The following is a 26028-nucleotide window of genomic DNA, read 5'->3' on the forward strand; positions in this document are numbered from 1 at the left end:
TACTGGTGTCCTCAGCGTCGCGTCTGCACGGTCGTCGTCACATCGTCCCGGGCCGCCCCCGTTCCTGGCGCGGCTCGTGCGACTGCTGTGACTCGCGTGGCTGGTGTTGCTCGAACTCCCCGGAGGGTAGGGGGCGGTCGCCGAACAACGCGGTTCCGACACGCACGAGCGTGGCGCCCGCGGCGATCGCCTCCTCCAGGTCGCCGCTCATCCCCGCGGAGATCTCGACGGCCTCCGGGTGGTCGGCGCGCAGCCGCTCGGCCACCCGGGCCAGCCGGGCGAACGCGGGCGCCGGCTCCTCCCCCCGGGGCGCGACGGCCATGACACCGCGCAGCCGCAGGCCGGCGGCCGACGTCACGGCGTCGGCGAGCGCGGGCACCTCCTCCGGCGGCGCCCCACCGCGCGCGGCGGCGGCCCCCTCGGGGCCGCCCAGGTCCACCTGGAGCAGCACGTCCACGGGGCGGCCGGCCTCCTGGCCGGCCCGGTCCAGCGTGGTGGCCAGCGAGGCGCGGTCCAGGGAGTGGACGACGGCCCCGGTGCGGGCCACCGCGGCGGCCTTGTTCCGCTGCAACTGCCCGACGAGGTGCCACCGCACGTCGACGCTGCCGAGCTCACCTGCCTTGCCCAGGAGCTCCTGCACCCGGTTCTCGCCGAAGTCCCGCTGCCCGAGCGCGGCGAGCGCGCGCACGTCCTCGGCGGGCCAGGTCTTGCTGACCGCCAGCAGCCGCACGGTCGCGGGGTCGCGCCCGGCAGCCCGGGCGGCCCGGTCGATGCGGGCGCGCACCGTGCGCAGGTTCTCAGCGAGCGAGCTCACGGCGCAGATTGTGCGCGCAGCGACCGGCCCCCGTGCAGGGCCCCGCCGCGAGCCTGCGAGCGACGGGGGCACGGGGGCCTTCCCCTTCCTCAGCCCAGCCAGACCAGACCGGCCTGGCGGCCGGTGACGCCGTCGCGGCGGTGGGAGTAGAGCGTGGGGTCCTCGACGGTGCAGCGGGGGTCCTGCACGACCTCCGGGATGCCGGCGCGCCGGAGGATCTCCTCGACGCCGGCCCGCAGGTCCAGGCCGGCGCTACCGGCCCGGGTGGGGACCGCCGCGGCGGGTGCGACCCGCGCCACCTCGCGCTGCATCTCCCCGGGCACCTCGTAGCAGGCCCCGCAGACCGCCGGGCCCAGCAGCGCGGTCACGTTCCTGGCCCGGGCGCCGAGGCTCGCCATGGCGGACAGAGCTGCCGGGAGCACGCCCTTGCGCAGCCCCTCGCGGCCGGCGTGGACCGCCGCGACGACGCCCGCCTCGTGGTCGGCCAGCAGGACCGGCACGCAGTCGGCCGCGAGCACGGCCAGGACCAGCCCGGGGGTCGCGGTCACCAGCGCGTCGGTGGCGGGCACCGGCCCGTCCTGCGGCCGCTCGACGACGGCGACGCCGGTGCCGTGCACCTGGTCCATCCAGACCAGCCGGTCCTCCCCCACGCCGAGCTCCCGGGCCACGCGGGCCCGGTTGGCGGCGACGTCACCGGGGTCGTCGCCCACGTGGGAGCCCAGGTTGAAGGAGTCGTAGGGCGGACGGGAACGGCCGCCCCGCCGGTCGGTGACGACCCTGCGAGGTCGTACCGCCGACGGAGCGGCCGGTTCGTTGCTCATCGCGCCAGACGATACGTGCCCGGCGCGCTACGGCCCCGCCCAGAGGCTCGTCCCGAGCGTGCGAGGGACGAGGAGGGCGGGGTCCTTCAGCCCTTGAGGAACTCGGGGATGTCCAGCTCTTCCTCGAAGTCCTCGTTCGACAGCGGCCGACGGCCGTTGCCCGCGGAGCCCTGGATGGGCGGCAGCGGGGGCACGGTCAGGCCGCCCCCGGTGCCCGGCCGCCCGCCGGAGGCCGGCGGGGCCTGCTGGGCGAGCCGCTCCCCCGTCACCGGGGGGGCGGCGGGGGCCGGAGCCGCAGCCGGCGCGGAGCCGGCCGACGGCGCCGCGACCGGCGGCGGTGCGGCGGCCACCGGCGGGGCGGCCACCGGGCGGCGGTGCGCGGCGAACGGTGACGCGCCCCCGGTGGAGAGCGGCGCCTGCGGCGCACCGCTCGCCGCCGCGCCGTCCTTGCGCGTGTTGGGCCGGCCGCCGTCGAAGCCGGCGGCGATGACGGTCACCCGCACCTCGTCACCGAGCGCGTCGTCGATCACCGCGCCGAAGATGATGTTGGCGTCGGGGTGCGCGGCGTCCGACACCAGCGAGGCGGCCTCGTTGATCTCGAACAGGCCGAGGTCCGACCCGCCCGAGATCGACAGCAGCACGCCGTGGGCGCCCTCCATCGAGGCCTCCAGCAGCGGGCTGGCGATCGCCTGCTCGGCGGCGAGCAGCGCCCGGTTGTCACCGCGCGCGCTGCCGATGCCCATCAGCGCCGAGCCCGCCCCGGACATGACCGACTTGACGTCGGCGAAGTCCAGGTTGATCAGGCCGGGCGTGGTGATCAGGTCGGTGATGCCCTGGACACCGGAGAGCAGCACCTGGTCGGCGGTGCGGAAGGCATCCATGACGCTGACGTTCCGGTCGCCCAGCTGCAGCAGCCGGTCGTTCGGGATCACGATGAGCGTGTCGCACTCGTTGCGCAGCTCCTCGATGCCCGACTCGGCCTGCACCGCGCGCCGCTTGCCCTCGAAGGCGAACGGGCGGGTGACGACACCGATGGTCAGCGCGCCGAGCTTGCGCGCGATGGAGGCCACGACGGGCGCGCCACCGGTGCCGGTGCCACCGCCCTCGCCCGCGGTCACGAAGACCATGTCGGCGCCCTTGAGCACCTCCTCGATCTCCTCGCGGTGGTCCTCGGCGGCCTGCCGGCCGACGTCGGGCTGCGCACCGGCGCCCAGCCCGCGCGTGAGCTCACGGCCGACGTCGAGCTTGACGTCGGCGTCGCTCATCAGCAGCGCCTGCGCGTCGGTGTTGATCGCGATGAACTCGACCCCCTTGAGGCCGACTTCGATCATGCGGTTGACCGCGTTCACCCCGCCGCCGCCGATGCCGACGACCTTGATGACCGCTAGATAGTTGTGCGGAGGTGTCATGCGGCGCTCCTACCGTGTCCCTCAACCTCGAGTTCAGCCTTACAGTTATGTCAACCAGGTCGACGGGGTTGAAGTTAGGTGCGTGCCGAGAGGCGCTACAAGCACCCTCTCCGGGTCGGCGTGTCGGTGGACGCGGATCGCACCAGACTCCTGCGACCCGTTGGTCACATCTGCACCACTGGCTGTGACGACTCGCGCCGGAAACGTCTCATCCCGTGATCCAGGCGCCGCCGCCGCGCGTGCGCAGAAAGATCCGTGACCGGGGTGCGTGTCGGGCGTGTCGCGGACGACGGCGTGTCGCGGAGGGAGCCCGCCCGAGCCGGTGCGCACCCGCGCGGCCACCGAGCGCCACCGGACCGGCGTCGGGGTCAGCGCAGGACGACGGCGTCGGGTGCGCTGACGTCGACGAGGTCGGCCGGCTCGAGCTCGCCGTCCGCGATCCGGTCGAGCAGCGCGACGAGGACCTGGCCCTTGGTGGCCGACTCCTCGGCGCCGCCCCAGACGACCACCGTGCCGTCGGCCAGGGTGAGCGTGATCGACTGCGCGTCGGGCGCGGCGACCTCGACGACGTCCGCCCGCAGCTGCTCGGGCAGGGCGCGGATCGCGGCGATGCCCGCCATGGTGGCCGGGTCGGCCGGCGCCGGGTCGTCGACGGTCAGCGGGACGACGCCGCGCGGGGCATCCCCCGTGACCGAGTCGATGAGCACGCCCTCGGCGTCGACCAGCGACCGCCGCCCGGGTGAGCCGACGACCGCCACCGGCACGCGCTCGGCGACCGTGATCACGATCCGGTCGGGCCAGCCCCGGGCCGCCTCCACGCCGCGGACCTGCGGCAGCCGGGCCACCCGGTCCTCCACCGCGTCGAGGTCCACCCGGAGCAGGGGCACCCCCTCGGGCACCTGGGCCACCTCCCGCACGCGGTCGGCCGTCAGGGTCGCCGTCCCGTCCACCTGCACGGCGCGGACCGCAAGCCACGGGCCCAGCCAGAGCAGCCAGCCGATCGCCGCGACGACGGTCAGCGCCGCCGCCACCTGGAGCGACCGCCGGTGCCGGGTCCGCTTCCGCGCCGGGCGGCGGTCGGGCAGCGGGGTGACCCGGGTGCCGCGGCGGTCGGCGGACCGGCGGTCGGCCGGGCCGCGGCCGCGCCGGCTCCGGTCACGCGTGGTGCTGCCGGTCCGGTTCACCGGCCGGCGTCCGGCGCGTCGTCCTCCCCGCCCGGCTCACCGGCACGGAGGGCGTCGAGCACCTCCGGCCCCACCATCGAGACGTCACCGGCGCCCATCGTCATGACCAGGTCCCCGGGACGTGCCCGGGCGGCCAGCGCCGGCCCGGCCGCCGACCAGGAGGGCTCGAAGCGCACGTGCTCGGCGGGCAGCGGGACGGCGTCGGCGACCATCGCACCGGTGACGCCGGGCACCGGGTCCTCGCGGGCGCCGTAGACGTCCATCACCACGACCTCGTCGGCCAGGCCGAGCGCCGCGCCGAACCCCTCGGCGAACTCCTGCGTGCGGCTGTAGAGGTGCGGCTGGAAGGCGACGACGAGCCGCCCGTCCCCCGCGACCGCGCGGGCGGCGCGCAGCTGCGCGGCGACCTCGGTCGGGTGGTGGGCGTAGTCGTCGTAGACCCGCACGCCCCCGGCGGTCCCCTTGAGCTCGAACCGCCGGTGCACGCCGCCGAAGCGGGCGAGCCCGTCCACGAGGCCGCGCGCGGGCAGCCCCAGCTCCAGCCCGGCGAGCAGCGCCGCCGCGCTGTTGCGGGCCATGTGCTCGCCGGGCACCCGGATCTGCACCTGGCCGACCTCGGTGCCGTCCAGCACCGCGGTGTACGCCGTGTGCTCCCGGCCCACCTCGAGGTCGAGCATGCGCAGGTCGGCGTCCTCGGCGGTGCCGTAGGTGCGTACCCGCGCCGGGCCGGGGACCCCGGCCAGCCGCGCGGCGCCCGGGTCGTCTGCGCAGAGCACGACGAAGCCCGCGGGGTCGACCGTCTGCAGGAACCGGTCGAACGCCGCCTCGACGGCCGCAAGGTCGCCGTAGTTGTCCAGGTGGTCGGCCTCGACGTTGGTGACGATCCCGGCGAACGGCGAGAGCAGGAGGAAGGAGCGGTCGCTCTCGTCGGCCTCCGCGACGAAGACGTCCCCCTCCCCCGCGTGCGCGTTGCTGCCCGACTCGTTGAGGTTCCCGCCGATGGCGAAGGACGCGTCGACGCCGCACGCCTGGACGGCGACGGTGAGCATCGAGGTGGTGGAGGTCTTCCCGTGCGTGCCGGCCACGGCGATGCTGCGCCGGCCGGCCATCACCGCGGCCAGCGCGACGGCCCGGGGCAGCACGCGCAGACCGCGCTCGCGCGCGGCGACGAGCTCGGGGTTGTCCGCCCGGATCGCCGTGGAGACCACCACGGTGTCGGCATCCCCCACGTGGGCGCCGTCGTGGCCGACCTCCACCCGCGCGCCCAGGGCCCGCAGGGCCAGCAGCGTCGGGCCGTCCCGGCGGTCGGAGCCGGACACCGGCACCCCGCGGGCGAGCAGGATGCGGGCGATGCCGCTCATGCCGGCACCCCCGATCCCGATGAAGTGCACGGCCCCCAGCTCGGGCAGCGAGGGCACCGGACCGGTCCAGGCCGCGACGGAGTCGGCGCTCACGCGCTCGCCACCTCGCAGACGATGTCGGCCAGCCGTTCGTCGGCGTCGGGGACGCCGGCCGCGGCGGCATGGCGGGCCAGCCCGGCCAGGGCGGCGGGGTCGGTGAGCAGGGGCAGCAGGGTCGCGGTGATCCAGCCGGGGTCCAGGTCGGCGTCCTCGACGAGGAGGCCGCCGCCGGCCTCGATCACGGGCAGGGCGTTCCGGCGCTGCTCGCCGTTGCCGATCGGCAGCGGGACGAACGCCGCCGGCAGCCCCACGGCGGAGAGCTCGGCGACGGTCACCGCACCCGAGCGGCACAGCGCGAGATCCGCGGCGGCGTAGGCGAGGTCCATCCGCTCCAGGTAGTCGACGAGGACGTAGGGCGGCTCGCCGACCGGCCGCTCCGGCACGACGACGTCGGTGTTCTTCGGTCCCCGGGCGTGCAGCACCTGCACGCCCGCCGCGGCGAGGGCCCCGGCCGCGCCGACGGCGGCCCGGTTGAGCGAGGCGGCCCCCTGGGACCCGCCGAAGACCAGCAGCGTCGGCCGGTCGGGGTCCAGGCCGAACCCGGCCCGGGCCTCGGCGCGGCGGGCGGCCCGGTCGAGGGAGGAGATGGCCCGGCGCAGCGGCATGCCGACGTGCTCGCCGCGGTGCAGCGGCGTGCCCGGCGCGGTGACCGCGACGCGGGCGGCGAGGCGGGCGCCGATGCGGTTGGCCAGCCCCGGCAGGGCGTTCTGCTCGTGCACGACTATCGGTATCCCCGCCCGCCGGGCGGCGAGGTAGGCCGGCAGCGCCACGTAGCCGCCGAAACCCACCACCACGTCGGCCTGGAGCTCGTCGAGCAGCGCGCGGGTCTCCCCCACCGAGCGGCGCACCCGGCCGGGCACGCGCAGCAGGTCGGGCGTGGGCCTGCGGGGCAGCGGCACGGGCGGGATGAGCCGGAGGTCGTAGCCCCGCGCGGGCACCAGCCGGGTCTCCATGCCCCGGGCGGTGCCCAGGCAGGTCAGCCGCAGCGCGGGGTCGCGCCGCCGGAGGGCGTCGGCGAGGGCGAGCATCGGCTCGATGTGCCCCCCGGTGCCACCCCCGGCGAGGACGACCGACCGGACCGCGCTCACCGCTGGCCCCCCGGGCGGCCGCGCGGGACGACCGGCCGCTGCCGGGGCGCGCCGTCCCGCGGCTGGGCCCGGAGCGGCGCACCGGTGCGGAAGCCGGGGCGGGGCTGTGCCGGGGCGCCGGCCCGCGCGCCCGGGGTGGGCGCCGGCGACCGGCGGGGCTCGGCACCGCGTGCGTGCAGCAGCGTGCGGGCGCCGCCGACCACCGGCCGCGCCGGGACGTCGGCCGCGGGGTGCCGCCGCGGCCGCACCTGGTCGACCGCCACGGTCGGGGCGGGCGCGAGCAGCCGGGCGAGGCGGCCGCGCTCGGCCGTGCGCAGCGCCTCGATGGCGGCGGGCTCCGAGCGGGCGAACCGGGCCAGCAGCCCGACTATGAAGAGGGTGAGGATCAGCGAGGTGCCCCCCGCCGAGATGAGCGGGAGGGTCACGCCGGTCACCGGGAGCAGGCCCACCACGTAGCCCATGTTCATGGTCGCCTGGCCGATGAGCCACACGGTGATCGCGACGCAGGCGAGCTGGACGAACCGGTCGGCCGAGCGGCGGGCGATGCGGAAGCCGGCGTAGGCCAGGACGCCGTAGAGGGTGACAACCACCAGGCAGCCGAGGAAGCCCAGCTCCTCGCCGAGGATCGCGAAGATGTAGTCGGACTCGGCCTCGGGCAGGATGTTCCACTTCATCGCGCTGTTGCCCAGCCCGACGCCCCAGAGGCCGCCGGTGGCCAGCGCGTACATGCCGCGGATCGCCTGGAAGCCGGTGTGGTCCGGGTCGGCGAACGGGTCGAGGAACGCGGTGATCCTCGCCATGCGGTAGGGCGCCGCCCACACCATGGCCCCCATCGCCGCGACCGCGACGCCGGCGAACGCGCCGAACCAGCGCATCGGCATCCCGCCGGCCCAGAGCAGGCCGACCAGGACCAGGCCGAGGCTCACCACCCCGCCGAAGTCGGGCTCGAGGATGAGCAGGCACGAGAGCAGCACGAAGACGGGGAGAACCGGCACGAGCAGCGACGTCGTCGTCAGGTAGCGCTCGCGCAGCGCGATGACGTGCGCGCCCCAGAGCGCGAACACCAGCTTGCCGGCCTCCGAGGGCTGGAAGTCGGTGACACCGAGGGGGATCCACTGCCGGGCGCCGTTGCGCTCCAGGCCGATGCCCGGGATCAGCACGAGCACCAGCAGGCCGATCACCACGAGCAGCGCGATGGGCGACCAGCGCCGCACCAGGCCCACCGGCAGCCGCATCGCGACCACCATCGCGCCCAGGCCGATGCAGGCCAGCACCAGCTGCTTGACGCCGGGGGCCCACGCCGGCTCGTCGGCCAGCGCCGCCTCGATGGCGGAGGCGGAGAAGACCATGACCAGGCCGATGAGCAGGAGCAGCCCGGCGGCGCCCAGCACCAGGTGGCAGCTGGTCAGCGGCCCGTCGAGCCACGCGGGGCCGGTCCAGCGGCGCGGCGGCGTGCGCGGCACCGCGGGGCGGGTGCGGCCGCGGGCGGCGCGCGCCTCGCGCAGCGGTCGCTCGGTGGTGGTCATCTCCCGGCCCCGAACGCCCGCACCGCGTCGGCGAAGGCGCGGCCGCGGTGCGCGTAGTCGCGGTAGACGTCCATGGAGGCCGCCGCCGGGGCCAGCAGCACCGTGTCCCCCGGCCGCGCGAGCCCGGCCGCGGCGGCGACGACCCGCGTCGTCGTCGCCTCGGCCGTCACACCCGTCCCGTCCATCCCGCCATCGTCGCCGCTCGGCACCTCCACCACCGGCACCGACGGGGCGTGTCGCGCCAGCGAGCGGGCCACCACGGCGCGGTCGCGGCCGAGCAGCACCACGCCGGCCAGCCGCGGGGCGACCGCGGCGACCAGCGGGTCGACGTCGGCGCCCTTGAGCAGCCCCCCGGCGATCCACACCACCCGCGGGTACGCCGCGAGCGAGGCCCCGGCCGCGTGCGGGTTGGTGGCCTTGCTGTCGTCGACGTAGTCCACCCCGTCGATCGTGGCGACGAGGACGTTGCGGTGCGCGCCGCCGGAGAAGCCGGCCAGCCCCCGGGCGACCGCCTCCGCCGGCACCCCGGCCGCGCGGGCCAGCGCGGCGGCGGCCAGGGCGTTCACGACGTTGTGCGGGCCCGGGACCGGCAGCCGGTCACGCTCGAGCAGCACCTCCCCCGCCGGGTCCGCGGCGAACGCGCGGTCGACCAGGGCGCCGTCGCGCACCCCGAGCTGCCCCGGGGCCGGCTCGCCGAGGGTGACCGTCACCGGCCGCGGGTGCGCCCCCACCAGGGCGGCGGCGACCGGGTCGCCCGCGTCGCCGACGGCGACGGGGGCGCGCTCGAGGATGCGGGCCTTGGCGTCGCGGTAGGCGGCGGAGGAGCCGTGCCAGTCGGTGTGGTCGTCGGCGACGTTGAGCACCGCGGCGGCGGCCGGGAACAGCGAGGAGGACCAGTGCAGCTGGAAGCTGGAGAGCTCGACGGCGAGCACGTCGTAGGCCGGGGTGCCGTCGTCCTCGCGGGCGGTGACCACCTCGACCAGCGGCCGGCCGACGTTCCCCGCGGCGACCGCCTTGCGGCCGGCCGCGAGCAGGATCGCCTCGAGCATGGTCACCGTCGTCGTCTTGCCGTTGGTGCCCGTGACGGCCAGCCAGGGCGCGGGGGCGCCGTCGGGCCCGGCGACGCGCAGCCGCCACGCCAGCTCCGGCTCGCCGACCACCTCGACCCCGCGCGCGGCGGCGTCGACCAGCAGCGGCGCGTCCGGGCGCCAGCCCGGGGAGGTGACGACGAGGTCCACGCCCGCGGGCAGCGCCTCCGTCGCCCCCAGCCACTCCGCGCCCGCGCCGGTCAGCTCGTCGACCGTGCCCGGCCGGGCGGCGTCGGTGAGCAGCACCCGGGCACCGGAGGCCAGCAGCACCCGCGCGGCGGCCGCACCGGAGACGCCGAGCCCGGCGACGAGGACGGTGCGGCCGGCGACGGCGGAGGGCCCGCTCACAGGCCCACGAAGCTCAGCCAGTCGGCGTAGAACAGGCCGAGACCGAACGCCACCGCCATGCCGGTGACCAGCCAGAACCGCACGATGACGGTGTTCTCCGTCCAGCCGGCGAGCTCGAAGTGGTGGTGCAGCGGCGCCATGCGGAACACCCGGCGGCGGGTGGCTCGGAAGAACGCCACCTGGATGATCACCGACAGCGTGACCGCGACGAACAGGCCGCCGAGGACGACGAGCAGCAGCTCGGTGCGGGTGACGATCGCCAGGCCGGAGAGCAGGCCGCCGAGCGCGAGCGAGCCGGTGTCGCCCATGAAGATGCGGGCCGGGCTGGTGTTCCACCACAGGAAGCCCAGGCACGCGCCCATGCCCGCCGCGGCGACGAGGGTGACGTCCAGCGGGTCGCGGACGGTGTAGCAGCCCTCGATCAGCTCGTTGGCGCAGTCGTGGGTGAACTGCCAGAACGAGATGACGATGTAGGAGGCCAGCACCATCGCCGAGGCCCCGGCGGCCAGCCCGTCCAGGCCGTCGGTGAGGTTGACCGCGTTGGAGAACCCGGCGATGAACAGGTAGGCCAGGATGACGAACGCGATCGGGCCGAGGGCCAGCGGTGCGATGTCGCGGACGTAGGAGACGACGGTGGAGGCGGGCTCCACGCCGTCGCCGTTCGGGAAGTTGATCGCCAGGATGGCGAACGTGACACCGACGACCAGCTGGCCGACCAGCTTGGCGGTCTTGTTCAGACCCAGGCTGCGGCGGTGCCGGATCTTGAGGTAGTCGTCGAGGAAGCCGACCGTGCCCATGCCGACCATGAGGAACAGCAGCAGCAGCCCGGTGGCGCTGAACCCCCAGCCGGACTCGCCGACGAACACCAGGTGCGCGGCGAGGTAGCCGACCACGGTGGCCCCGACGATGACGGTGCCGCCCATCGTGGGCGTGCCCTTCTTCGAGAGGTGGCTCTCGGGGCCGTCATCGCGGATCTCCTGGCCCAGGCCCTGCCGGCGGAACGCCCGGATGGCCAGCGGGGTCATCAGGATGGAGACGATCAGGCCGACCGCCGCCGCGATGAGGACGCTCCTCACTGCGCGGCACCACCCAGCAGGTCGGCCGCCAGGAGCTCCAGGCCGTGGGACCGGCTGGCCTTCACGAGGACGACGTCGCCCGGTCGCAGCACCTCCGACAGCAGCGCAAGGGCAGCGGCCCGGTCCGGCACGTGCACCGACTCCTCTCCTGCGCGCCGCCCCGCGGCGGTCGCACCTCCCGCTATGCCTACCGCATCGGCGCCCACCGCAACGACCAGGTCGACCCCGGCGGCGACCGCGTCCCGGCCCAGCCGTTCGTGCTCCGCGCCGGCGTCCGGCCCGAGCTCGGCCATGCCGCCCAGGACGGCGATGCGCCGCGTCCCGGCCAGCCCGGCCAGGGCGGCGAGCGCGGCCCGCATCGACTCGGGGTTGGCGTTGTAGGCATCGTTGACGACGGTCACCCCGTCGGCGCGCCGGTCGATCTCCATGCGCCAGCGGCTGCGCTGTTCCGCGGCCGACAGCGCCGCGGCGACGGCGGCCGGCGACAGGCCGACGGCCAGCGCCGCGCCCGCCGCCGACAGCGCGTTGGCGACCTGGTGCTCGCCGACGACCCGCAGCGCCACCGGGTGCCGCTCGCCGCCCGCGACGAGCGTGAAGCGGGCGCGGGCGCTCTCGTCCAGCACGACGTCCACGGCCCGGACCGCGGCCTGCTCGCTGCGGCCGGTGGTGAGCAACCGCGCCTCCGTGCGGGGTGCCATGCCGAGCACCCGGGCGTCGTCGGCGCTGAGGACGGCGGTGCCCTCGGCGGGCAGCGCCTCGACGAGCTCGCCCTTGGCCTGCGCGATGCCGTCGGCGGTGCCGAACTCGCCGAGGTGGGCCGATCCCACGTTGAGGACGACGCCGACCTCGGGGCGGGCCACCCGGCACAGGCGGGCGATGTGCCCCGGCCCGCGGGCGCCCATCTCCAGGACGAGGAACCGGGTGCCCGCGTCCGCGGAGAGCACGGTCAGCGGCAGGCCGATGTCGTTGTTGTAGGACCCGGGAGGGCTGACCGTGGGCCCGGCCGCGGCGAGCACCTGGCCGAGGAGGTCCTTGGTCGACGTCTTGCCCGAGGAGCCGGTGATGGCCAGCGTGCGCACGCCCCCGGCGGTCAGCCGCTCGTGCACGCCGGCGGCCAGCCGGCCCAGCGCCACGACCGGGTCGTCGACGACGACGCACGGGAGCGCCGGGTCCGGGCGGGTGGCCAGCGCGGCGACTGCACCGGCGTCCGCCGCCGCACCGAGGAAGTCGTGGCCGTCGACCCGCTCCCCCGCCACGGCGACGAAGAGGTCCCCGGCGGCGACGGCGCGCGAGTCCAGGGTGACCGTGCCGGTGACCGCGCCGTCCGGCGCACCCTCGAGCCGGCCCCCGGCGAGCTCGGCCACCTCGCTCAGCGACAGCCGGATCATGCCGGCGTCCCCGATGCGGCGAGCACCTCGCGCAGCTGCGTGCGGTCGTCGAAGGGGTGCACCGTGCCGGCGACCTCCTGGCCCGTCTCGTGCCCCTTGCCGGCCACGAGCAGGGTGTCCCCCGCCCGGGCCAGCGCCACCGCGGCCGCCAGCGCGGCCCGGCGGTCGCCGATCTCCAGCACCTCGGCGCGCCGGCCGGCCGGCACGTCCCGGGTACCGGTCAGCATCGCCGTCCGGATCGCCGCAGGGTCCTCCGAGCGCGGGTTGTCGTCGGTGACCACCAGCACGTCGCTGCCCTCGGCCGCGACCCGCCCCATCTCGGGGCGCTTGCCCGGGTCGCGGTCGCCGCCGCACCCCAGGACGGTGATCAGCCGGCCGGTGGTGGCCTCGCGCAGGGCGGCGAGCGCCGTCCGCACGGCGTCGGGGGTGTGCGCGTAGTCGACGACGGCGACGAACGGCTGGCCCGCGTCCACCGGCTCCATGCGCCCCGGCACCACGATCCCGGCGAGACCTGCGACCGCGTCCTCGACGGCGACGCCGACGGCGTCCAGCAGCGCCACGGCCAGGACGGCGTTGGCCACGTTGAACCGCCCGGGCAGCCGGACGCGCGCCGGCCAGCTGCGGCCGTCAGGGCCGTGCAGGGTGAACGCCGAGCCGCCGTCGGGCGCCGTCCGGACATCGCTCGCGGTCCAGTCCGCCGAGCCGGTGAGCGACACGGTGCCCGCGTCCGGCCGCAGCGCGCCCAGGCGGCGGCCGGCGTCGTCGTCGACGGTGACCAGTTCCACGGTGGCGCGGCCGTCGAACAGGAGGGCCTTGGCCTGGAAGTAGTCCTCCATGTCGCGGTGGAAGTCCAGGTGGTCCCGGCCCAGGTTGGTGAACCCGGCCGCGGCGAAGCGCACGCCGCCCACCCGGCCCTGCACCAGGGCGTGGCTGGAGACCTCCATGACGACGGCGTCGACCCCGGCGTCGGCCATGCCGGCCAGCAGCGCGTGCAGCGCCGGCGCCTCGGGCGTGGTGCGGATGCTGGGCAGGGCCGTGACGGTGCCGTCCGCAGCGCGGGTGCGCGCCTGCACCGTGCCGATCAGACCGGTGGCCCGGCCGGCGGCGGCGAGCCCCGCCTCGACCAGGTAGCTCGTCGTCGTCTTGCCGTTGGTGCCGGTGATGCCGAGGACGGTGAGCCGGCGGCTGGGCCCGCCGTAGACCCGGTCGGCGACCGCCCCGAGCACCTGGCGCGGTGCGTCGACGACGCAGACCGGCAGCCCGGTCGCCAGCGCGTCCGCGCGGCCCGTCGGGTCGGTGAGCAGCGCGACGGCACCGCGGGCGGCGGCGTCGGCCGCGAAGCGGACGCCGTGGGTCCGGGCGCCGGGCAGGGCCGCGTAGAGGAAACCCGGGGCCACCTCGCCGGAGGCCAGCGTGACCCCGGAGACCGCGACGTCGGCGCCGGGGCCCTCGGGCGGGCCGATCAGGTCGGCCAGCTCGGCGAGGGGCAGCGGGCGGTTCCCCGTGGGCCGCGGGGCCGTCCCGGGGTCGGTCGGGGTCACAGGGCTCCAATCTACCGGCGGGGACCTCCCGGCCAGCACTTCGCCGCGGGCCCGCGCGCGGCGGCCCCGCTGCGCGGGCCGGCCGCGCGCCCGCGCGTGGTCGGGGTCAGGGGGCGCCGGTGAGCCGAAACTCGGGGCGTGCGGTGCCCGAGGGCACGACCCCGTCGGCCATGAGCGCCGCCCGCATGACGTCGGCGAACACGGGCGCGGCGACCTGCCCGCCCTCGGCGGAGCTGGTGGGCCGCTCCAGGTCCACCGCGACGACGTACTGCGGGTCGTCGGCCGGGGCGAAGCCGACGAACGTGGTCACGTAGCCGCCTCCGGCGTAGCAGTTGCACTCGGGGTTGGCGCGCTGGGCGGTGCCCGTCTTGCCGGCCACCCGGAAGCCCTCGACCTGGGCCAGCGGCGCGGTGCCGCCCGGGCCGACCACGGCCTCGAGCATGTAGGCCACCTGCTCGGCGGTGGACTCGCTGACGACCCGGGTGCGGGCGGGTTCGGCGGGGGCCGCGGGCCGGCCGTCCGCGCCGGTCACCGACTGCACGATCCGGGGCTCCACCCGCACACCACCGTTGGCGATGGCCTGGTACATCGAGGCCATCTGCAGCGTCGTCATCGCCACGCCCTGGCCGATGGCCACGTTGGCCGCCCGGATGGCGCTCCAGTCCGCGGAGTCCTGGAAGATGCCGCCGCTCTCGCCGGGGAGCTCGATGCCGGTCTCCTCGCCGATGCCGAAGGCCCGCAGGTACTCCTCGAGCTTCTCGTCACCGACCTCGCGGGCCAGCATGATCGTGCCCACGTTGCTGGACTTGGCGAGGACGCCGGTGACCGTCCAGTCGATCGGGTCGTGGTCGTGCGCGTCGGTGACCACCCGGTCGCCCGCCTCGATGTGCCCGTCGACCGTCATGACGCGGTCCGGGGTGGCGTGCCCCTCCTCGATCGCGGCCGCCAGGGTCGCCGCCTTCATGATCGAGCCGGGCTCGAAGACGTCGCTCACCACGGGGTTGCCGAGCAGGCCGGGGTCGGTCGTGGAGTAGCTGCCGGGGTCGTACCCCGGGCAGGAACCCAGAGCCACCACGCGCCCGGTCGCGACCTCCAGGACCACGGCGGAGGCCCGGGTGGTCGCGCCGTCGGCGCAGGCCTGCGCCAGCCGCTCGTCGGTGACGAACTGCAGGTCCTGGTCGAGCGTGAGGGTGACGTCGCGGCCGTCCACGGCCTCGGTGACCTCGTCGATGCCCGACGGGATGGGGTGCCCGCCGCTGCCGACCTCCACCGTCCGCTGGCCCGCGGTGCCCGAGAGCTGCTCCTCGAAGACCTGCTCGATACCGGCGAGCCCCGCGCCCTCGCTGCCGACGAAGCCGACCACCTGGCCACCCACGGCACCGACCGGGTAGAGCCGCACCGGGTCGTCCCGGAGGTAGACGCCGGCGAGCTCGAGCGCCTCGACCGCGTCGGCCGTCTCGGGGACCAGCTGGGTGGCCAGGACGACGTAGCGGCTGTCGTCGGTGAGCTTCTCGGTGAGCTCGGGCACGGGGACGTCGAGCAGCGTGGTCAGCGCCAGCGCGGTGCGCGCCGGGTCGCGGACCACCGTCGGGTCGGCGACCACCTTGGACGCGTCGACCGTGTACGCCAGCGGGTTGCCGTCGCGGTCGAGGATCTGCCCGCGGATCGCCGCCAGGGGGATGGTGCGCAGCCGGTCCTGCTCCGCCGCGCTGGCGTAGGCGGCGCCGTCGATGCCCTGCAGCACCACGAGCCGCCCGACGACCAGCACCAGCAGGGCCACGAGCACCACCAGGCCCCACCGGTTGCGGCGGCCGCGCTGCTCGACCGACAGCCCGGCCCCGCTGCTGCGCCGGGTGCCGGGGGCGCGACGGGAGACGAACGGCCCGCTGTCCGCCCGTCCGATCGGGGTCGGGCGGGGGGTGCGGGGGCCGGGACCGCGGACGCTGCTCGGCACGGGTCAGTTCCCGCCCGCGGGGGCGGGGTCGGCGGCGGACTCGGGGGCGGGGCCGGCGTCGGTCGCGGGTGCGGGCGCCGGTGCCGGTGCGGTTTCGGGTGCCGGTGCCGGCGCCGGTGCGGGCTCCGGTGCCGGCGCGGGCTCGGGGGTGCCGCGCATCGCGGTCGTCCCGTCGTCCCCGAGCACCAGGTAGCCGGCGACGCCGGCCGGGACCAGGCCGGCGGCCTCGGCGGCCCGGGCGACGTCCGCGGGGGTGTCACCGGCGACGACGAGCTGCTCCAGGCGCTGCACCTCCTGGGCGCGCGCGGCGTTCTCGGTGCGCATCTGCGTCGCCTGGAGGGAGTCCACCGCGATGGCGGTGTTGAGCACCAGCAGCCCGAGGGTGGTGAGGGCGAGCAGCCCCACCACCAGGAGGACGAACGGCGCCTTGCGGGACCGCTCCGCGTCGCGGACCGGCCGGCGCGGCCGGGCGGCGGCGCCGGTGGGCACGAGCCGCAGCTCGGGGCGGGGGGTGGCCCGGCCGGTACCGCGCACCCCCGACGGCGAGGTCCGCGGCGCGGGGCCGGTGGCCCGGGTGGCGGCGGTGCGGGACGGCGCCGTCCGGGGAGGACTGGTGCGCACGGCCGCGGCGCGGGTCACGCCGCCCGCCGGATGCGCTCGGCCGCCCGGACGCGGGCCGACGCCGCCCGGGGGTTGCCGGCCGTCTCCTCCGGCCCGGCGGCCTCGCCACCGCGGGTGAGCAGCCGCAGCACCGGGCCGTGCTCGGGGAGCGGCACCGGCAGGTCCGGCGGGGTGCGGTCCGCCGCTCCCGCGGCCAGGGTCTGCTTCACGATCCGGTCCTCCAGGGAGTGGAAGGTGATGACCGCGACCCGGCCGCCCACGGCCAGGGCGTCGATCGCGGCGGGGAGGGCGCGCTCCAGTGCCCCGAGCTCGTCGTTGACCTCGATGCGCAGCGCCTGGAAGGTCCGCTTCGCGGGGTGGCCACCGGTCCTCCGGGTCGCGGCGGGGATGGCCTCGCGGACCAGCTCGGCCAGCCGGGCGGTGCCGGCGAACGGCTCGCGGGCGCGCTCGCGGTCGATGGCGGCGGCGATCCGGGAGGCGAACCGCTCCTCGCCGTAGACCCGCAGCACGCGCGCCAGCTCGCGGGGCGGGTAGGTGTTCACGACGTCGGCGGCCGTCCGGGGCGCGCCGGGGTCCATGCGCATGTCCAGCGGGGCGTCGGTGGAGTAGCTGAAGCCGCGGTCGGGCCGGTCGAGCTGGAGCGAGGAGACGCCCAGGTCGAACAGGACGCCCTGCACCTCGGCGATGCCCAGCCGGTCGAGCACCTCGGGGAGCTCGTCGAAGACCGCGGGGACGACCGTCACCCGGCCGGCGTGGCCGGCGGCCTCGATGCGGCGGGTCGCCTCGGCGCGCGCGTCGGGGTCGCGGTCCAGCCCCACCACGCGCAGGCCGGGGTGGGCCTCGAGCATGGCGAGGGTGTGGCCGGCCAGGCCGAGCGTGGCGTCGACCATGACCGCGCCGTCGGCGGCGCAGGCGGGGCCGAGCAGCTCGACGACGCGGTCCAGCAGGACCGGCACGTGCACCGGGGGCTGCGACGACCCGGGGGCCGCGGCAGGTCCGGTGCTGCTCATCGTCTGCTGCCTCTCGACTGGTCCTGGCCTCCCCGCGATGGTGCCGCGCCGCGCCGGGCGGCAGGGGGACGCGGCGGCGGGGGCGTGCGGGAGCGGGCGGGTGGGGCGCAGGGGGTGGGTGGGACGCGGAGCCGGGGTGGGGCGCGGTGGGGCCGGTGGAGCGGAGTGGGGCGGCGGGACGAGGGATCCACGGAGGTGTCCGGCCCCGCGGGTCCGCCTGGCGTCGGGGAAGAGCGTCAGGTGGGTCTCCGCGGGGCCGGTGGGGTCACCCCCCGCCGGCCGGGGCCGGCAGGTGCCCGCTGGTCCGTGCGGTCCTCCGTCGTGGGACCGAGCCGCGGGGAAGGCGGCTGGGGCCCGGTCCGGTCGAGCCGCGGGGAAGGCGGCTCGAACGGGTGCGGCGCGGGGGCCGGTGGGAGCGGGTGGGCGTTCCCGGGATCACGACAGCGTCGGCATCCCCTCGCTCTCCATGTCGGCGAAGGCGGCTTCCTGCTCGGCCACGTAGGCGTCCCAGGTCGCGGAGTCCCAGATCTCGAAGCGGGTGTCCACGCCCACCACGACCACGTCGCGGTCCAGGTGGGCGTACTCCCGCAGGCTCGCGGGGATGGTGATGCGGCCGGTCTTGTCCGGCTCGAGCTCGACCATCGAGCCGAAGCTCATGCGGGCGCGCATGCGGGCGCCGGCGGTGTCGGACGGGGCCATGGCGGCCATGGCGGCGCTCTGCTCGGCGACCCGGGCCATGGTCAGGCCGTAGATGCAGCGGTCCTGGCCCTTCTTGATCACCATGCCGTCGGCCACCTGGTCGCGGAAGCGGACGGGGAGGGCGAGCCGGCCCTTCTCGTCGAGGCGCAACTGGTAGCTGCCGACGAACACCGGATCACCCCCTGCATCGGTCCTCCCATGGCTCTGCAGCTCCCCGGACGGGACCCTGCCTCCCCACCGGCCGACACAGTAACCCACTAGCCCCCACTGGACACCACTCGAGGCCGTGTCGTGACCCACCACCCCCACCCGGCGTCCCCGCTCCGCCGGCGGGCGCGCGGGGCACCGTGATCAGCGACCGGGACGGGGTGTCGCGCGGCACGTACGGTGGAGCGGTGACGGAGGCGACACGGTCCGCCGACGGGACGGCCGACGCGTCGGTCGACGTCGCCGCGGAGGGCGCACGCATCGCGGCCTCGATCGGCCGCGTCGTGCAGGGCAAGGACCAGGTCGTCCGGCTGGCGCTGGTCGTGCTGCTGGCCGAGGGGCACCTGCTGATCGAGGACGTGCCCGGGGTCGGCAAGACGACGCTGGCCAAGGCGCTGGCCGGCTCCGTCGACGCCAGCGTGCGGCGCATCCAGTTCACGCCCGACCTGCTGCCCAGCGACGTGACGGGCGTGGCGGTCTACGACCAGGAGACCCGGGCGTTCGAGTTCAAGCCGGGCGCGATCTTCGCCAACGTCGTCGTCGCCGACGAGATCAACCGGGCCTCCCCCAAGACCCAGTCGGCGCTGCTCGAGTGCATGGAGGAGCGCCAGGTCACCGTCGACGGCGTCAGCTACGAGCTGGCCCGGCCCTTCCTCGTCATGGCCACGCAGAACCCGCTGGAGATGGAGGGCACCTACCCCCTGCCCGAGGCCCAGCGGGACCGCTTCACCGCGCGCGTGTCGATGGGGTACCCCGACCCGGCCGCGGAGCTCGCCATGCTGGACGACCGCTCGACGGCCGACCCGCTCACCGCCCTGCGCCCGGTGGCCGACGCCGCCCTCGTCCGGTCCCTGGTGGCCGCCGTGGGCCGGGTGCACGTCGCCGAGGCCGTCCGCCGGTACGTGGTCGCCCTGGTCGAGGCCACCCGCCGCTCACCGGACCTCCGGCTGGGCGCCTCGCCGCGCGCGGGCCTCCAGCTGCTCCGCGCCGCCCGCGCCTCGGCCGCGCTCGACGGCCGCGACCACGTGCTGCCCGACGACGTCCAGGCCCTGGCCGTGCCGGTGCTCGCCCACCGGCTGCTGCTCGCCGGCGAGGCGGTGGTCGCCCGGCGCAGCGCCGAGCAGATCGTGGCCTCGCTGGTGTCCTCCGTACCGGTCTCCCGCGGGCGCTGAGCGTGCGCGGCGGTCCCGACCGGGCCCTGGGCTCCCTCACGTCCCGCGGCCGCTGCCTCCTCGCCGGGGGCCTCGCCCTCGGGCTGGTCGGCGTGGTGCTCGGGGAACGGTCGCTCGTCCAGCTGGCCGCGTTCGTGCTCGTCCTGCCGCTGCTCGCCGGCGTCACCGTGGCGCGGGGGCGGTTCCGGGTCACCACCCGGCGCACCGTCACCCCGCAGCGGGTGCCGCGCGGCACGGCGGCCGACGTCGAGCTGCGGCTGCAGAACGTCGACGCGCGCCGCGGCGGGCTGTGGCTGCTGGCCGAGCAGCTGCCCGCGACGCTGGGGCGCCCGCACCGGTTCACGGTGGCCGGCCTCGCCCCCGGCGCCACGACCACCGTCCGGTACCGGCTGGTCGGCCGGCACCGCGGCCGCTACCGGCTGGGGCCGCTGCGGCTGTGGGTCCTCGATCCCTTCGGCCTGGTCGAGCGCACCGCCGTGGGGTCGGACACCGCGCCGCTGGTCGTGGTGCCCCGCGTCCGCCCGCTGGGCCGCGGGGGCCCGGGCGGCGGCAGCGGAGGGGGCGACGGCGCGCACCGCGCGTTCGCCGTCCACGGGGACGACGACGTCAGCATCCGCGAGTACCGGCGCGGCGACGACATGCGCAAGGTGCACTGGCGGGCCAGCGCGCGCACCGGCGAGCTCATGGTGCGGCTGGAGGAGCACCCCTGGCGCGCCCAGGGCACGCTGCTGCTCGACACCCGGGCCCGCGCCCACCTCGTCGCGCCCGCCCGGGACGCCGGCCGGCGGGTCCCCGGGCCGCCGGACGACCCGTCGCCGCCCGGCGACAGCTTCGAGTGGCTGGTCGAGGCGGCCGCGAGCATCGGGGTCGCCCTGGCCCGGCGGGGTGCGCGGCTGCGGGTGGTGACCGGCACCGACGACCCGGCGCCGGGGGCCGCCGGCGCCGCGCTCGGCGCCGAGGAACTGCTGGACCGGCTGGCCGTGCTGGGGGCCTCGCGGGCGCGGGACCTGTCCGACGCCGTGCCTGCCGCGTGCCGCGCCGCGGGCGACGGTCCCCTGGTCTGCCTGCTCGGCGCGGTGGGACCCGACGACGTCGCCGAGCTCGTGCGGCTGCGCCAGGGGCCGGTGCCCGGTCTCGCCGTGCTGCTGGACGTCGCGTCGTGGGGCGAACCGGGCCGGGGCCGGCGCGGCGCCACGGGCGCCGCGCTCGACGCCCTGGCGGTCCAGCGCGACCAGGCCGTCGCCGTCCTCGCCGGGGCGGGCTGGCGGGTCACCACCGCGTCGGCCGGCCAGGACGTCGGCGAGGTGTGGGCTGCGCTCATCGGGACGCCCGCGGGTGCGCCGGCATGAACCCGACCGACGTCCGGACCCCGGTCGCCGCCGCCGCGGCCACCCTGCTGGGAGCGCTGGCGCTCACCCCCGTGTTCACCAGCCGGGCCTGGGTGCCGCCGGTGGTGACCGTCGTCGTCGCCGTCCTCGCCGGTGGCCTGGCGCTGCGCGCGGCGGTGACCCGGTTCGCCGGCGACCGCGATCCCGGGCTGCTGGGCGCCGTGGCCGTGCCGCTCGGCCAGCTCGTCCTCGTGGTCTGCGTGCTCGCGGCGGTGTTCGTGCCCGACACCGCGCTGGCCGGGCTGCTGCCCACCCCGACGACGATCGCCCGGCTCGGCGAGGTCTTCGGCGCCGGCACGGCCGAGATCCGCGAGCAGGCCACCCCCGCTCTTCCGCTGACCGGCCTGCTCGCGCTCACCACGCTGTTCGTCGGGCTGGTCGCCGTCGTCGTCGACTCGCTGGCGGTCGCGGGCCGGCAGGCGGCCGTGGCCGGAGCGGCCCTGCTCGCGCTCGTGTGCGTGCCGGTGGGCACGGTCACCGGTGGCATCGGGCTGGTGGCGCTGGTCGGGCCGGCCGCCGGCTTCGCCGTCCTGCTGTGGGCCGACCAGCGCCGGGACCTCCCGGGCCCCACCGGCGGCGCGGGGGCAGCGGTGCGGACCGGCGTGGTCGCGGTGGCGGCCGGCGCCGTCCTCGGCACGGTGGTGCCCACCCTGCCCGAGGGCTCGTTCGCCACCGGGCTCGGCGGCGGGACCGGATCGGCGACGGGCACGTCGCTGGACCCGGCCGCGGAGCTGCGCGGGCAGCTGACCCTGCCCGAGCCCGTCCCGCTGCTGCGCGTGGGCAGCTCGGTCGAGGACCCGGGCTACCTGCGCGCCGTCGCCCTCGACGAGTACGAGCCGGCCGACGGCTGGTCGCTGAGCAACCTCGACGGCGAGACCTCGGTGGCCGACGACGGTTTCCTCGCCCCGCTCCCGGACCGCCAGCCCACGCGGCAGGTGACCGCCGAGGTGCAGGTCCTCGAGCACGACGACCGGTTCCTCCCGGTGCCGACCTCCCCGCTGTCGGTGCGCGTGGACGGCGAGGAGGCCGCGTGGCGCTTCGACGAGGCGACCGGCACGGTGTTCGGCCGGGGCGTGACCAGCGCGGGGCTCGCCTACGGGGTGACGGCGGTCGAACCGCGCCCCTCCGAGGAGCTGCTCGCGCGCGCCCTCCCCCCGCCGCCGGACGACCCGGTGCAGGAGCGCTTCGGCGCGCTGCCCGAGCTGGACCCGGCGATCGCCGAGCTCACGGCGGGGCTGACCGCCGGCGCCGCGACGCCCTACGAGCGCGTGCTGCGCATCCAGGGGTACCTCACCGACCGGGCCAACGGCTTCGTCTACAGCCTCTCCACCGCGCCCGGCACGAGCGGCGACGACCTGGTGGACTTCCTGCGGCTCAAGCGCGGCTACTGCGAGCAGTACGCCGGCGCCATGGCCGTGCTGGTGCGGCAGACGGGGCTGCCGGCCCGGGTGGCCCTGGGGTACACCCCCGGTGAGGTCCAGCCGGACGGCACCCGGCTGATCACGAGCGATGACGCGCACGCCTGGGTGGAGGTGTACTTCGACGGGATCGGCTGGGTGCCCTTCGACCCCACCCCGCTGGCGGCCGACCGCCAGGTCGAGCTCCCCTGGTCGCCGCGGACCACGGCGGAGGAGCGGGTCGACGCCGCCCCCGCCGTCCCGGCGCCCACGGCCGTGCCGCAGCCGGCGGTCCCGCGGACGGACCGGCTGCCGGGGGCGCTGCCCCAGGCCACCCCCCTGGCGGAGACCGCGACCGACCGGGGCCCGCTGCTGGTCACCGCGGGGGTGCTGGTGCTCGGCGCCGTCGTCGTCACCGCACCGGCCGGGGTGCGCGCGCTGCAGCGCCGCCGCCGGCTGGCGGGGGGTGACGCCGCCGGGCCGTGGGCCGAGTTGCGCGCCGTCGCCACGGACCTCGGCGTGCACCTGCAGGCCTCGTGGACGCCACGCCGGGTGGCCGAGGCCCTCGCGCTCACCCTGAACCGCGGCCCGGGCGGCCCGACGGCGGAGTCGGCGGTGGCGGCCGTGCGCCGGCTGGCCCGGGCGGAGGAGGCGGCCAGCTACGGGCGGCCGGGCAGCGAGCCCCCGGCCGCCGAGCTGCGGGCGGCGCTGCGGGCGGCCCGCCGAGGACTGCTCGCGGCGCGCCCCCGGTCGGTGCGGCTGCGGGCGCTGCTGTGGCCGGCCTCCCTCGTGGCGGGCACGCGGGCGTGGGCCGCGCGGTGGACCCGGGACGAGTCCGGCCGCCGTCCGGGGCGGACGGCGGCCGGGAACGCGGTGCGCGAGGGCTACTGGTCGTAGCGGCGGCGGAAGCGCTCCTCCAGCCGGTTCTTCATCGGCTGGCGCCCCCGCCGGCCGCCGCGGCCGGCAGCGGTCGAGCCGCGCGGCCCGGCCGGGCCGGGCGCCTCGACGGCACCGGTGGCCCCGCGGTAGTGCAGCACCCCGAGGGCGGCACCGCCGAAGGCGACCAGGAAGCCGAGGACCCCCAGCGGGACGGACTCGGCGACGGCGCCGGCGACCAGGACGGCGAGGCCGACCAGGACCAGCAGCCCGCCGAGCTGCAGTTTGCGGCGAGCCTTCTGACGGCGATCGCCGGTGCGGACCGAGGATGCGAACTTCGGGTCGTCATCGACGAGGGCGCGCTCGATCTGCTCCAGCAGACGCTGCTCGTGCTCGGAGAGCGGCACGTCGACCTCCAAATGGGCGGAGCCAGTTCCGTCGGAGGCTCCCGCCGACGGTGTCTCCGAGGATACGAGCCGATTGCACGTGGCGAAAGGCGACGCCTCGGCGAGCCGCCGAGCGCGTCCGGCGATCACTCCTCCGGGTGCAGCCCCGGGCGCATCGCCCCTGGTCAGCGGGCCGGTCGTCCGGACCCGCCTGAGGAGCCCAGCAGGGTGGCGGGGCGGACCGCGCCGGCACCGAACCGCCGGGCGGCCCGGTCGGCGGCCAGCTCCGCCTCCCGGCGGCCGTGCTCGCGGGCACCGAGCTCGAGCTGCCGGGGCGCCGAACCCGCCGGGACGAGCCGCTCGACCCGGACCCCGACCAGCCGGATGCGGGTCCGGTCCAGCCCCAGGGCGTCGTAGAGGGCACGGGCCGTGTCGTAGAGCTCCTGCCCCACGTCGGTGGGCGCCCCCAGGGTGCGGCTGCGGGTGATCGTGGTGAAGTCGGCGAAGCGGACCTTGATGCTGACCGTGCGGGCCAGCCAGCCGGTCGAGCGCAGCCGGCCGGCCGTCCGCTCCGCCAGGCGCAGCAGCTCCCGGTGGACCACGCGGGGGTCGTCGACGTCGGTGGCGAAGGTCTCCTCCGCCCCGGTCGAGCGCTCGGGCTCGTCGGGGACCACCCGCCGCGGGTCGCGCCCCCAGGCGAGCTCGTGCAGGTGGGTGCCCGCGGCGGCGCCCAGCGCCCGCTGGAGCGTCCTCGCCGGCACGTGGGCGAGATCGCCCACGGTGCGCAGCCCCAGCCGCAGGAGCGTCTCCTCCGTCTTCGGGCCCACCCCCCACAGCGCGCCCACCGGCAGCGGGTGGAGGAAACCCATGACCTCCGGGGGGCGGACGACGAGCAGCCCGTCGGGCTTGGCGTGCGTGGAGGCCAGCTTCGCCACGAACTTGGTGCCGGCCACGCCGACCGAGCAGGTGATGCCCTGCTCGTCGAAGACCCGGGCGCGGAGGAACTCGCCGATCTCCGCGGCGTCGCCCAGCCGGCGACCGGCACCGGCGACGTCCAGGAACGCCTCGTCCATGCTCAGCGGCTCGACCAGCGGGGTGACCGACCGGAACAGCGCCATGACCGCCCGGGACACCTCGGCGTAGAGCGCCATGTCCCCCGAGAGGACCGTCGCCGTCGGGCACAGCCGCAGCGCCCGCGCGGTGGGCATGGCCGCGTGCACGCCGTAGCGGCGGGCCTCGTAGGTGGCCGAGGTGACCACGCCGCGGTTGCCCGCCCCGCCGACGATCACCGGGGTGCCGGCCAGCTCGGGCCGCCGGCGCACCTCGACGCTGGCGAAGAAGGCGTCCATGTCGACGTGCAGCACGGTGCAGCCCTCCGCACGACCGACCTCCCGCGCCACGCCGCCCCCTCCGCACGTCGACCCCGGCATCGAACGCATGTTCGATGCCGGGGTCGACGATAGCGGTGCGGGAGGCCGTCAGCCGGCCGCGACCCGCTGCCGCTCGGCGTCCGTGCGGCTCGGCCACATCTTGGCGCCCAGCACGCCGCCCAGCGCCGCGGCGGTGATCCCCAGGCCCAGGCCCAGGACGGCCCAGCTCGCGCTGGCGGTCGCCACGTCGGCCACCTGGCCGGCGGCGACGTCGGGCAGGTTCGCCTGCTCGATGCCGGTCACGTCGGTGACGACGCCGGCGAGCGAGCCCAGCAGGGCACCGCCACCGAACAGGGTCAGGAAGACGATCGAGACCACCGTCAGCGCCCAGACCAGGATGCCGTGCAGCAGCCCGTCGCTGAACCCGCGCCAGATCGCGCTGGCGCCCGCCGTCAGCCCACCGAGGAACAGGGCGATCAGCCCGTTGATCCCGCTGATCCAGTCGGCGTTGTTCCCGGTGGCCCCCGGACCGACGTCCCACCAGCCCAGGGCCAGCGTGGCCAGCTGCAGCAGCAGGAAGGTCGGGACGGCGACGATCAGGCCGGCCCACACCGGGCCCCACCGGACCCGGTCGCGCCGGGGCGGGGCGGCGACGGCCGGGCCTGCCACCGGCGCCGTCGCGGTCGCCCCCTCGGCCGGCCGGTCGACCGTCCTCTCGCGGACGACGTTGTCCTCGAACGTGGTGTCGGTACGCGTACGACTCTCGGTCACGGGTGATCTCCTCCGGTCGTCGTGCAGTTGCCTCGCTGCGGGGCGCGGTGCCACGTCCCGCACCCTCGTGGGTGCCCGCTGGAGCCCCGGCCGCCCACGTCGCCCGGCCAGCCGTGACCGGATCGTCACATTCCCGCCCGGGCCGTTCCGGGAGCGCCCGACAGCTCGTGGTCCCGGGGCAGAACCGCTGGTGGGAGTGCAGGTGTCAACGCATCACGCGGGAGGTACAGCACCGTCCGGGGCCGCCGCACGGCGGTCCGCACCGACAGGAGCGGAGGAGCCCATGGCGCTCGACGACGAGATGACCAGCACGGACGGCGGAGCCGACGGCGGCGCCGACGGCGGCGCCGACGGCGGCGCGCACGGCCCGGCCGACAGCAGCGCGGGCCCGGCCGACCACGGCGCGGCCGGTTCGCCCAGCGGTCACGACGGCG

Annotated in this window: 21 protein-coding genes; 3 read left to right on the forward strand and 18 right to left on the reverse strand. The window is 77.0% G+C overall.

Annotated elements, in window-relative coordinates; translation table 11 throughout:
• Positions 1-37 precede the first annotated feature (37 nt).
• From QOZ88_RS16570 to mraZ, 15 genes are all read right to left on the reverse strand, one after another.
• Positions 38-814, reverse strand: a complete 777-nt coding sequence (locus QOZ88_RS16570) for a YggS family pyridoxal phosphate-dependent enzyme (protein ID WP_306000829.1) — start codon at positions 812-814, stop codon at positions 38-40.
• A gap of 89 nt (positions 815-903) precedes the next feature.
• A complete protein-coding gene (pgeF, locus tag QOZ88_RS16575; RefSeq protein WP_306000830.1) occupies positions 904-1635 on the reverse strand; it encodes a peptidoglycan editing factor PgeF in 732 nt (243 codons plus the stop codon).
• A gap of 86 nt (positions 1636-1721) precedes the next feature.
• Positions 1722-3044: a cell division protein FtsZ gene (ftsZ, locus tag QOZ88_RS16580; RefSeq protein WP_306000831.1), complete on the reverse strand. Its 1323-nt coding sequence runs from the start codon at positions 3042-3044 to the stop codon at positions 1722-1724.
• Positions 3045-3412: 368 nt separating this feature from the next.
• On the reverse strand, positions 3413-4228 hold the full coding sequence (locus QOZ88_RS16585; protein WP_306000832.1) for a cell division protein FtsQ/DivIB: 816 nt from the start codon (positions 4226-4228) through the stop codon (positions 3413-3415).
• Positions 4225-5682 carry a UDP-N-acetylmuramate--L-alanine ligase gene (gene murC / locus QOZ88_RS16590; protein WP_306000833.1) on the reverse strand — a complete coding sequence of 486 codons (1458 nt, stop codon included), beginning with the start codon at positions 5680-5682 and terminating at the stop codon, positions 4225-4227. The genes QOZ88_RS16585 and murC overlap by 4 nt, the downstream gene beginning before the upstream one ends.
• The gene (gene murG / locus QOZ88_RS16595) at positions 5679-6776 is read right to left on the reverse strand and encodes an undecaprenyldiphospho-muramoylpentapeptide beta-N-acetylglucosaminyltransferase (protein ID WP_406568232.1); all 1098 of its coding nucleotides are present in this window, start codon (positions 6774-6776) and stop codon (positions 5679-5681) included. Before murG ends, murC begins: the two co-directional genes overlap by 4 nt.
• Positions 6773-8302, reverse strand: a complete 1530-nt coding sequence (gene ftsW / locus QOZ88_RS16600; RefSeq protein WP_306000834.1) for a putative lipid II flippase FtsW — start codon at positions 8300-8302, stop codon at positions 6773-6775. Before ftsW ends, murG begins: the two co-directional genes overlap by 4 nt.
• Entirely contained in the window at positions 8299-9738 is a 1440-nt protein-coding gene (murD, locus tag QOZ88_RS16605; protein WP_306000835.1) for a UDP-N-acetylmuramoyl-L-alanine--D-glutamate ligase, read from the reverse strand. The genes ftsW and murD overlap by 4 nt, the downstream gene beginning before the upstream one ends.
• Positions 9735-10814, reverse strand: a complete 1080-nt coding sequence (gene mraY, locus QOZ88_RS16610) for a phospho-N-acetylmuramoyl-pentapeptide-transferase (protein WP_306000836.1) — start codon at positions 10812-10814, stop codon at positions 9735-9737. The genes murD and mraY overlap by 4 nt, the downstream gene beginning before the upstream one ends.
• Complete coding sequence (locus QOZ88_RS16615; RefSeq protein ID WP_306000837.1) at positions 10811-12202, reverse strand: UDP-N-acetylmuramoyl-tripeptide--D-alanyl-D-alanine ligase; 1392 nt, start codon at positions 12200-12202, stop codon at positions 10811-10813. The genes mraY and QOZ88_RS16615 overlap by 4 nt, the downstream gene beginning before the upstream one ends.
• Positions 12199-13743, reverse strand: coding sequence for a UDP-N-acetylmuramoyl-L-alanyl-D-glutamate--2,6-diaminopimelate ligase (locus tag QOZ88_RS16620; RefSeq protein WP_306000838.1), 1545 nt, complete (start codon positions 13741-13743; stop codon positions 12199-12201). Before QOZ88_RS16620 ends, QOZ88_RS16615 begins: the two co-directional genes overlap by 4 nt.
• Positions 13744-13849: 106 nt before the next feature.
• Positions 13850-15697 (reverse strand): peptidoglycan D,D-transpeptidase FtsI family protein, encoded by a 1848-nt coding sequence (locus QOZ88_RS16625; protein ID WP_306000839.1) that lies wholly within the window; start codon positions 15695-15697, stop codon positions 13850-13852.
• A gap of 3 nt (positions 15698-15700) precedes the next feature.
• Positions 15701-16336, reverse strand: coding sequence for a hypothetical protein (locus QOZ88_RS16630; protein WP_306000840.1), 636 nt, complete (start codon positions 16334-16336; stop codon positions 15701-15703).
• Positions 16333-17328, reverse strand: coding sequence for a 16S rRNA (cytosine(1402)-N(4))-methyltransferase RsmH (gene rsmH, locus QOZ88_RS16635; protein WP_306000841.1), 996 nt, complete (start codon positions 17326-17328; stop codon positions 16333-16335). Before rsmH ends, QOZ88_RS16630 begins: the two co-directional genes overlap by 4 nt.
• Before the next feature lie 435 nt (positions 17329-17763).
• Positions 17764-18198 carry a division/cell wall cluster transcriptional repressor MraZ gene (gene mraZ, locus QOZ88_RS16640; protein WP_091934937.1) on the reverse strand — a complete coding sequence of 145 codons (435 nt, stop codon included), beginning with the start codon at positions 18196-18198 and terminating at the stop codon, positions 17764-17766.
• 224 nt (positions 18199-18422) lie between these two features.
• Here mraZ and QOZ88_RS16645 point away from each other — a divergent pair, with 224 nt between their 5' ends.
• Genes QOZ88_RS16645 through QOZ88_RS16655 form a run of 3 tightly spaced genes read left to right on the forward strand, consistent with a single transcriptional unit; the run spans position 18423 to position 23088 of the window.
• On the forward strand, positions 18423-19406 hold the full coding sequence (locus tag QOZ88_RS16645; protein WP_306000842.1) for an AAA family ATPase: 984 nt from the start codon (positions 18423-18425) through the stop codon (positions 19404-19406).
• Between the two features lie 2 nt (positions 19407-19408).
• Entirely contained in the window at positions 19409-20755 is a 1347-nt protein-coding gene (locus QOZ88_RS16650) for a DUF58 domain-containing protein (protein WP_306000843.1), read from the forward strand.
• Positions 20752-23088: a DUF3488 and transglutaminase-like domain-containing protein gene (locus tag QOZ88_RS16655; protein ID WP_306000844.1), complete on the forward strand. Its 2337-nt coding sequence runs from the start codon at positions 20752-20754 to the stop codon at positions 23086-23088. The genes QOZ88_RS16650 and QOZ88_RS16655 overlap by 4 nt, the downstream gene beginning before the upstream one ends.
• On the opposite strand, the gene QOZ88_RS16660 is transcribed toward QOZ88_RS16655, so the two are convergent.
• From QOZ88_RS16660 to QOZ88_RS16670, 3 genes are all read right to left on the reverse strand, one after another.
• Complete coding sequence (locus tag QOZ88_RS16660) at positions 23076-23474, reverse strand: DUF3040 domain-containing protein (RefSeq protein WP_306000845.1); 399 nt, start codon at positions 23472-23474, stop codon at positions 23076-23078. The genes QOZ88_RS16655 and QOZ88_RS16660 overlap by 13 nt on opposite strands.
• Before the next feature lie 164 nt (positions 23475-23638).
• Positions 23639-24853 (reverse strand): DNA polymerase IV, encoded by a 1215-nt coding sequence (dinB, locus tag QOZ88_RS16665; RefSeq protein WP_306000846.1) that lies wholly within the window; start codon positions 24851-24853, stop codon positions 23639-23641.
• 78 nt (positions 24854-24931) lie between these two features.
• Positions 24932-25594, reverse strand: a complete 663-nt coding sequence (locus QOZ88_RS16670) for a permease (protein WP_306000847.1) — start codon at positions 25592-25594, stop codon at positions 24932-24934.
• Between the last annotated feature and the right edge of the window lie 434 nt (positions 25595-26028).

It is taken from the genome of Blastococcus carthaginiensis (assembly GCF_030731085.1).
Lineage (GTDB): Bacteria > Actinomycetota > Actinomycetes > Mycobacteriales > Geodermatophilaceae > Blastococcus > Blastococcus carthaginiensis.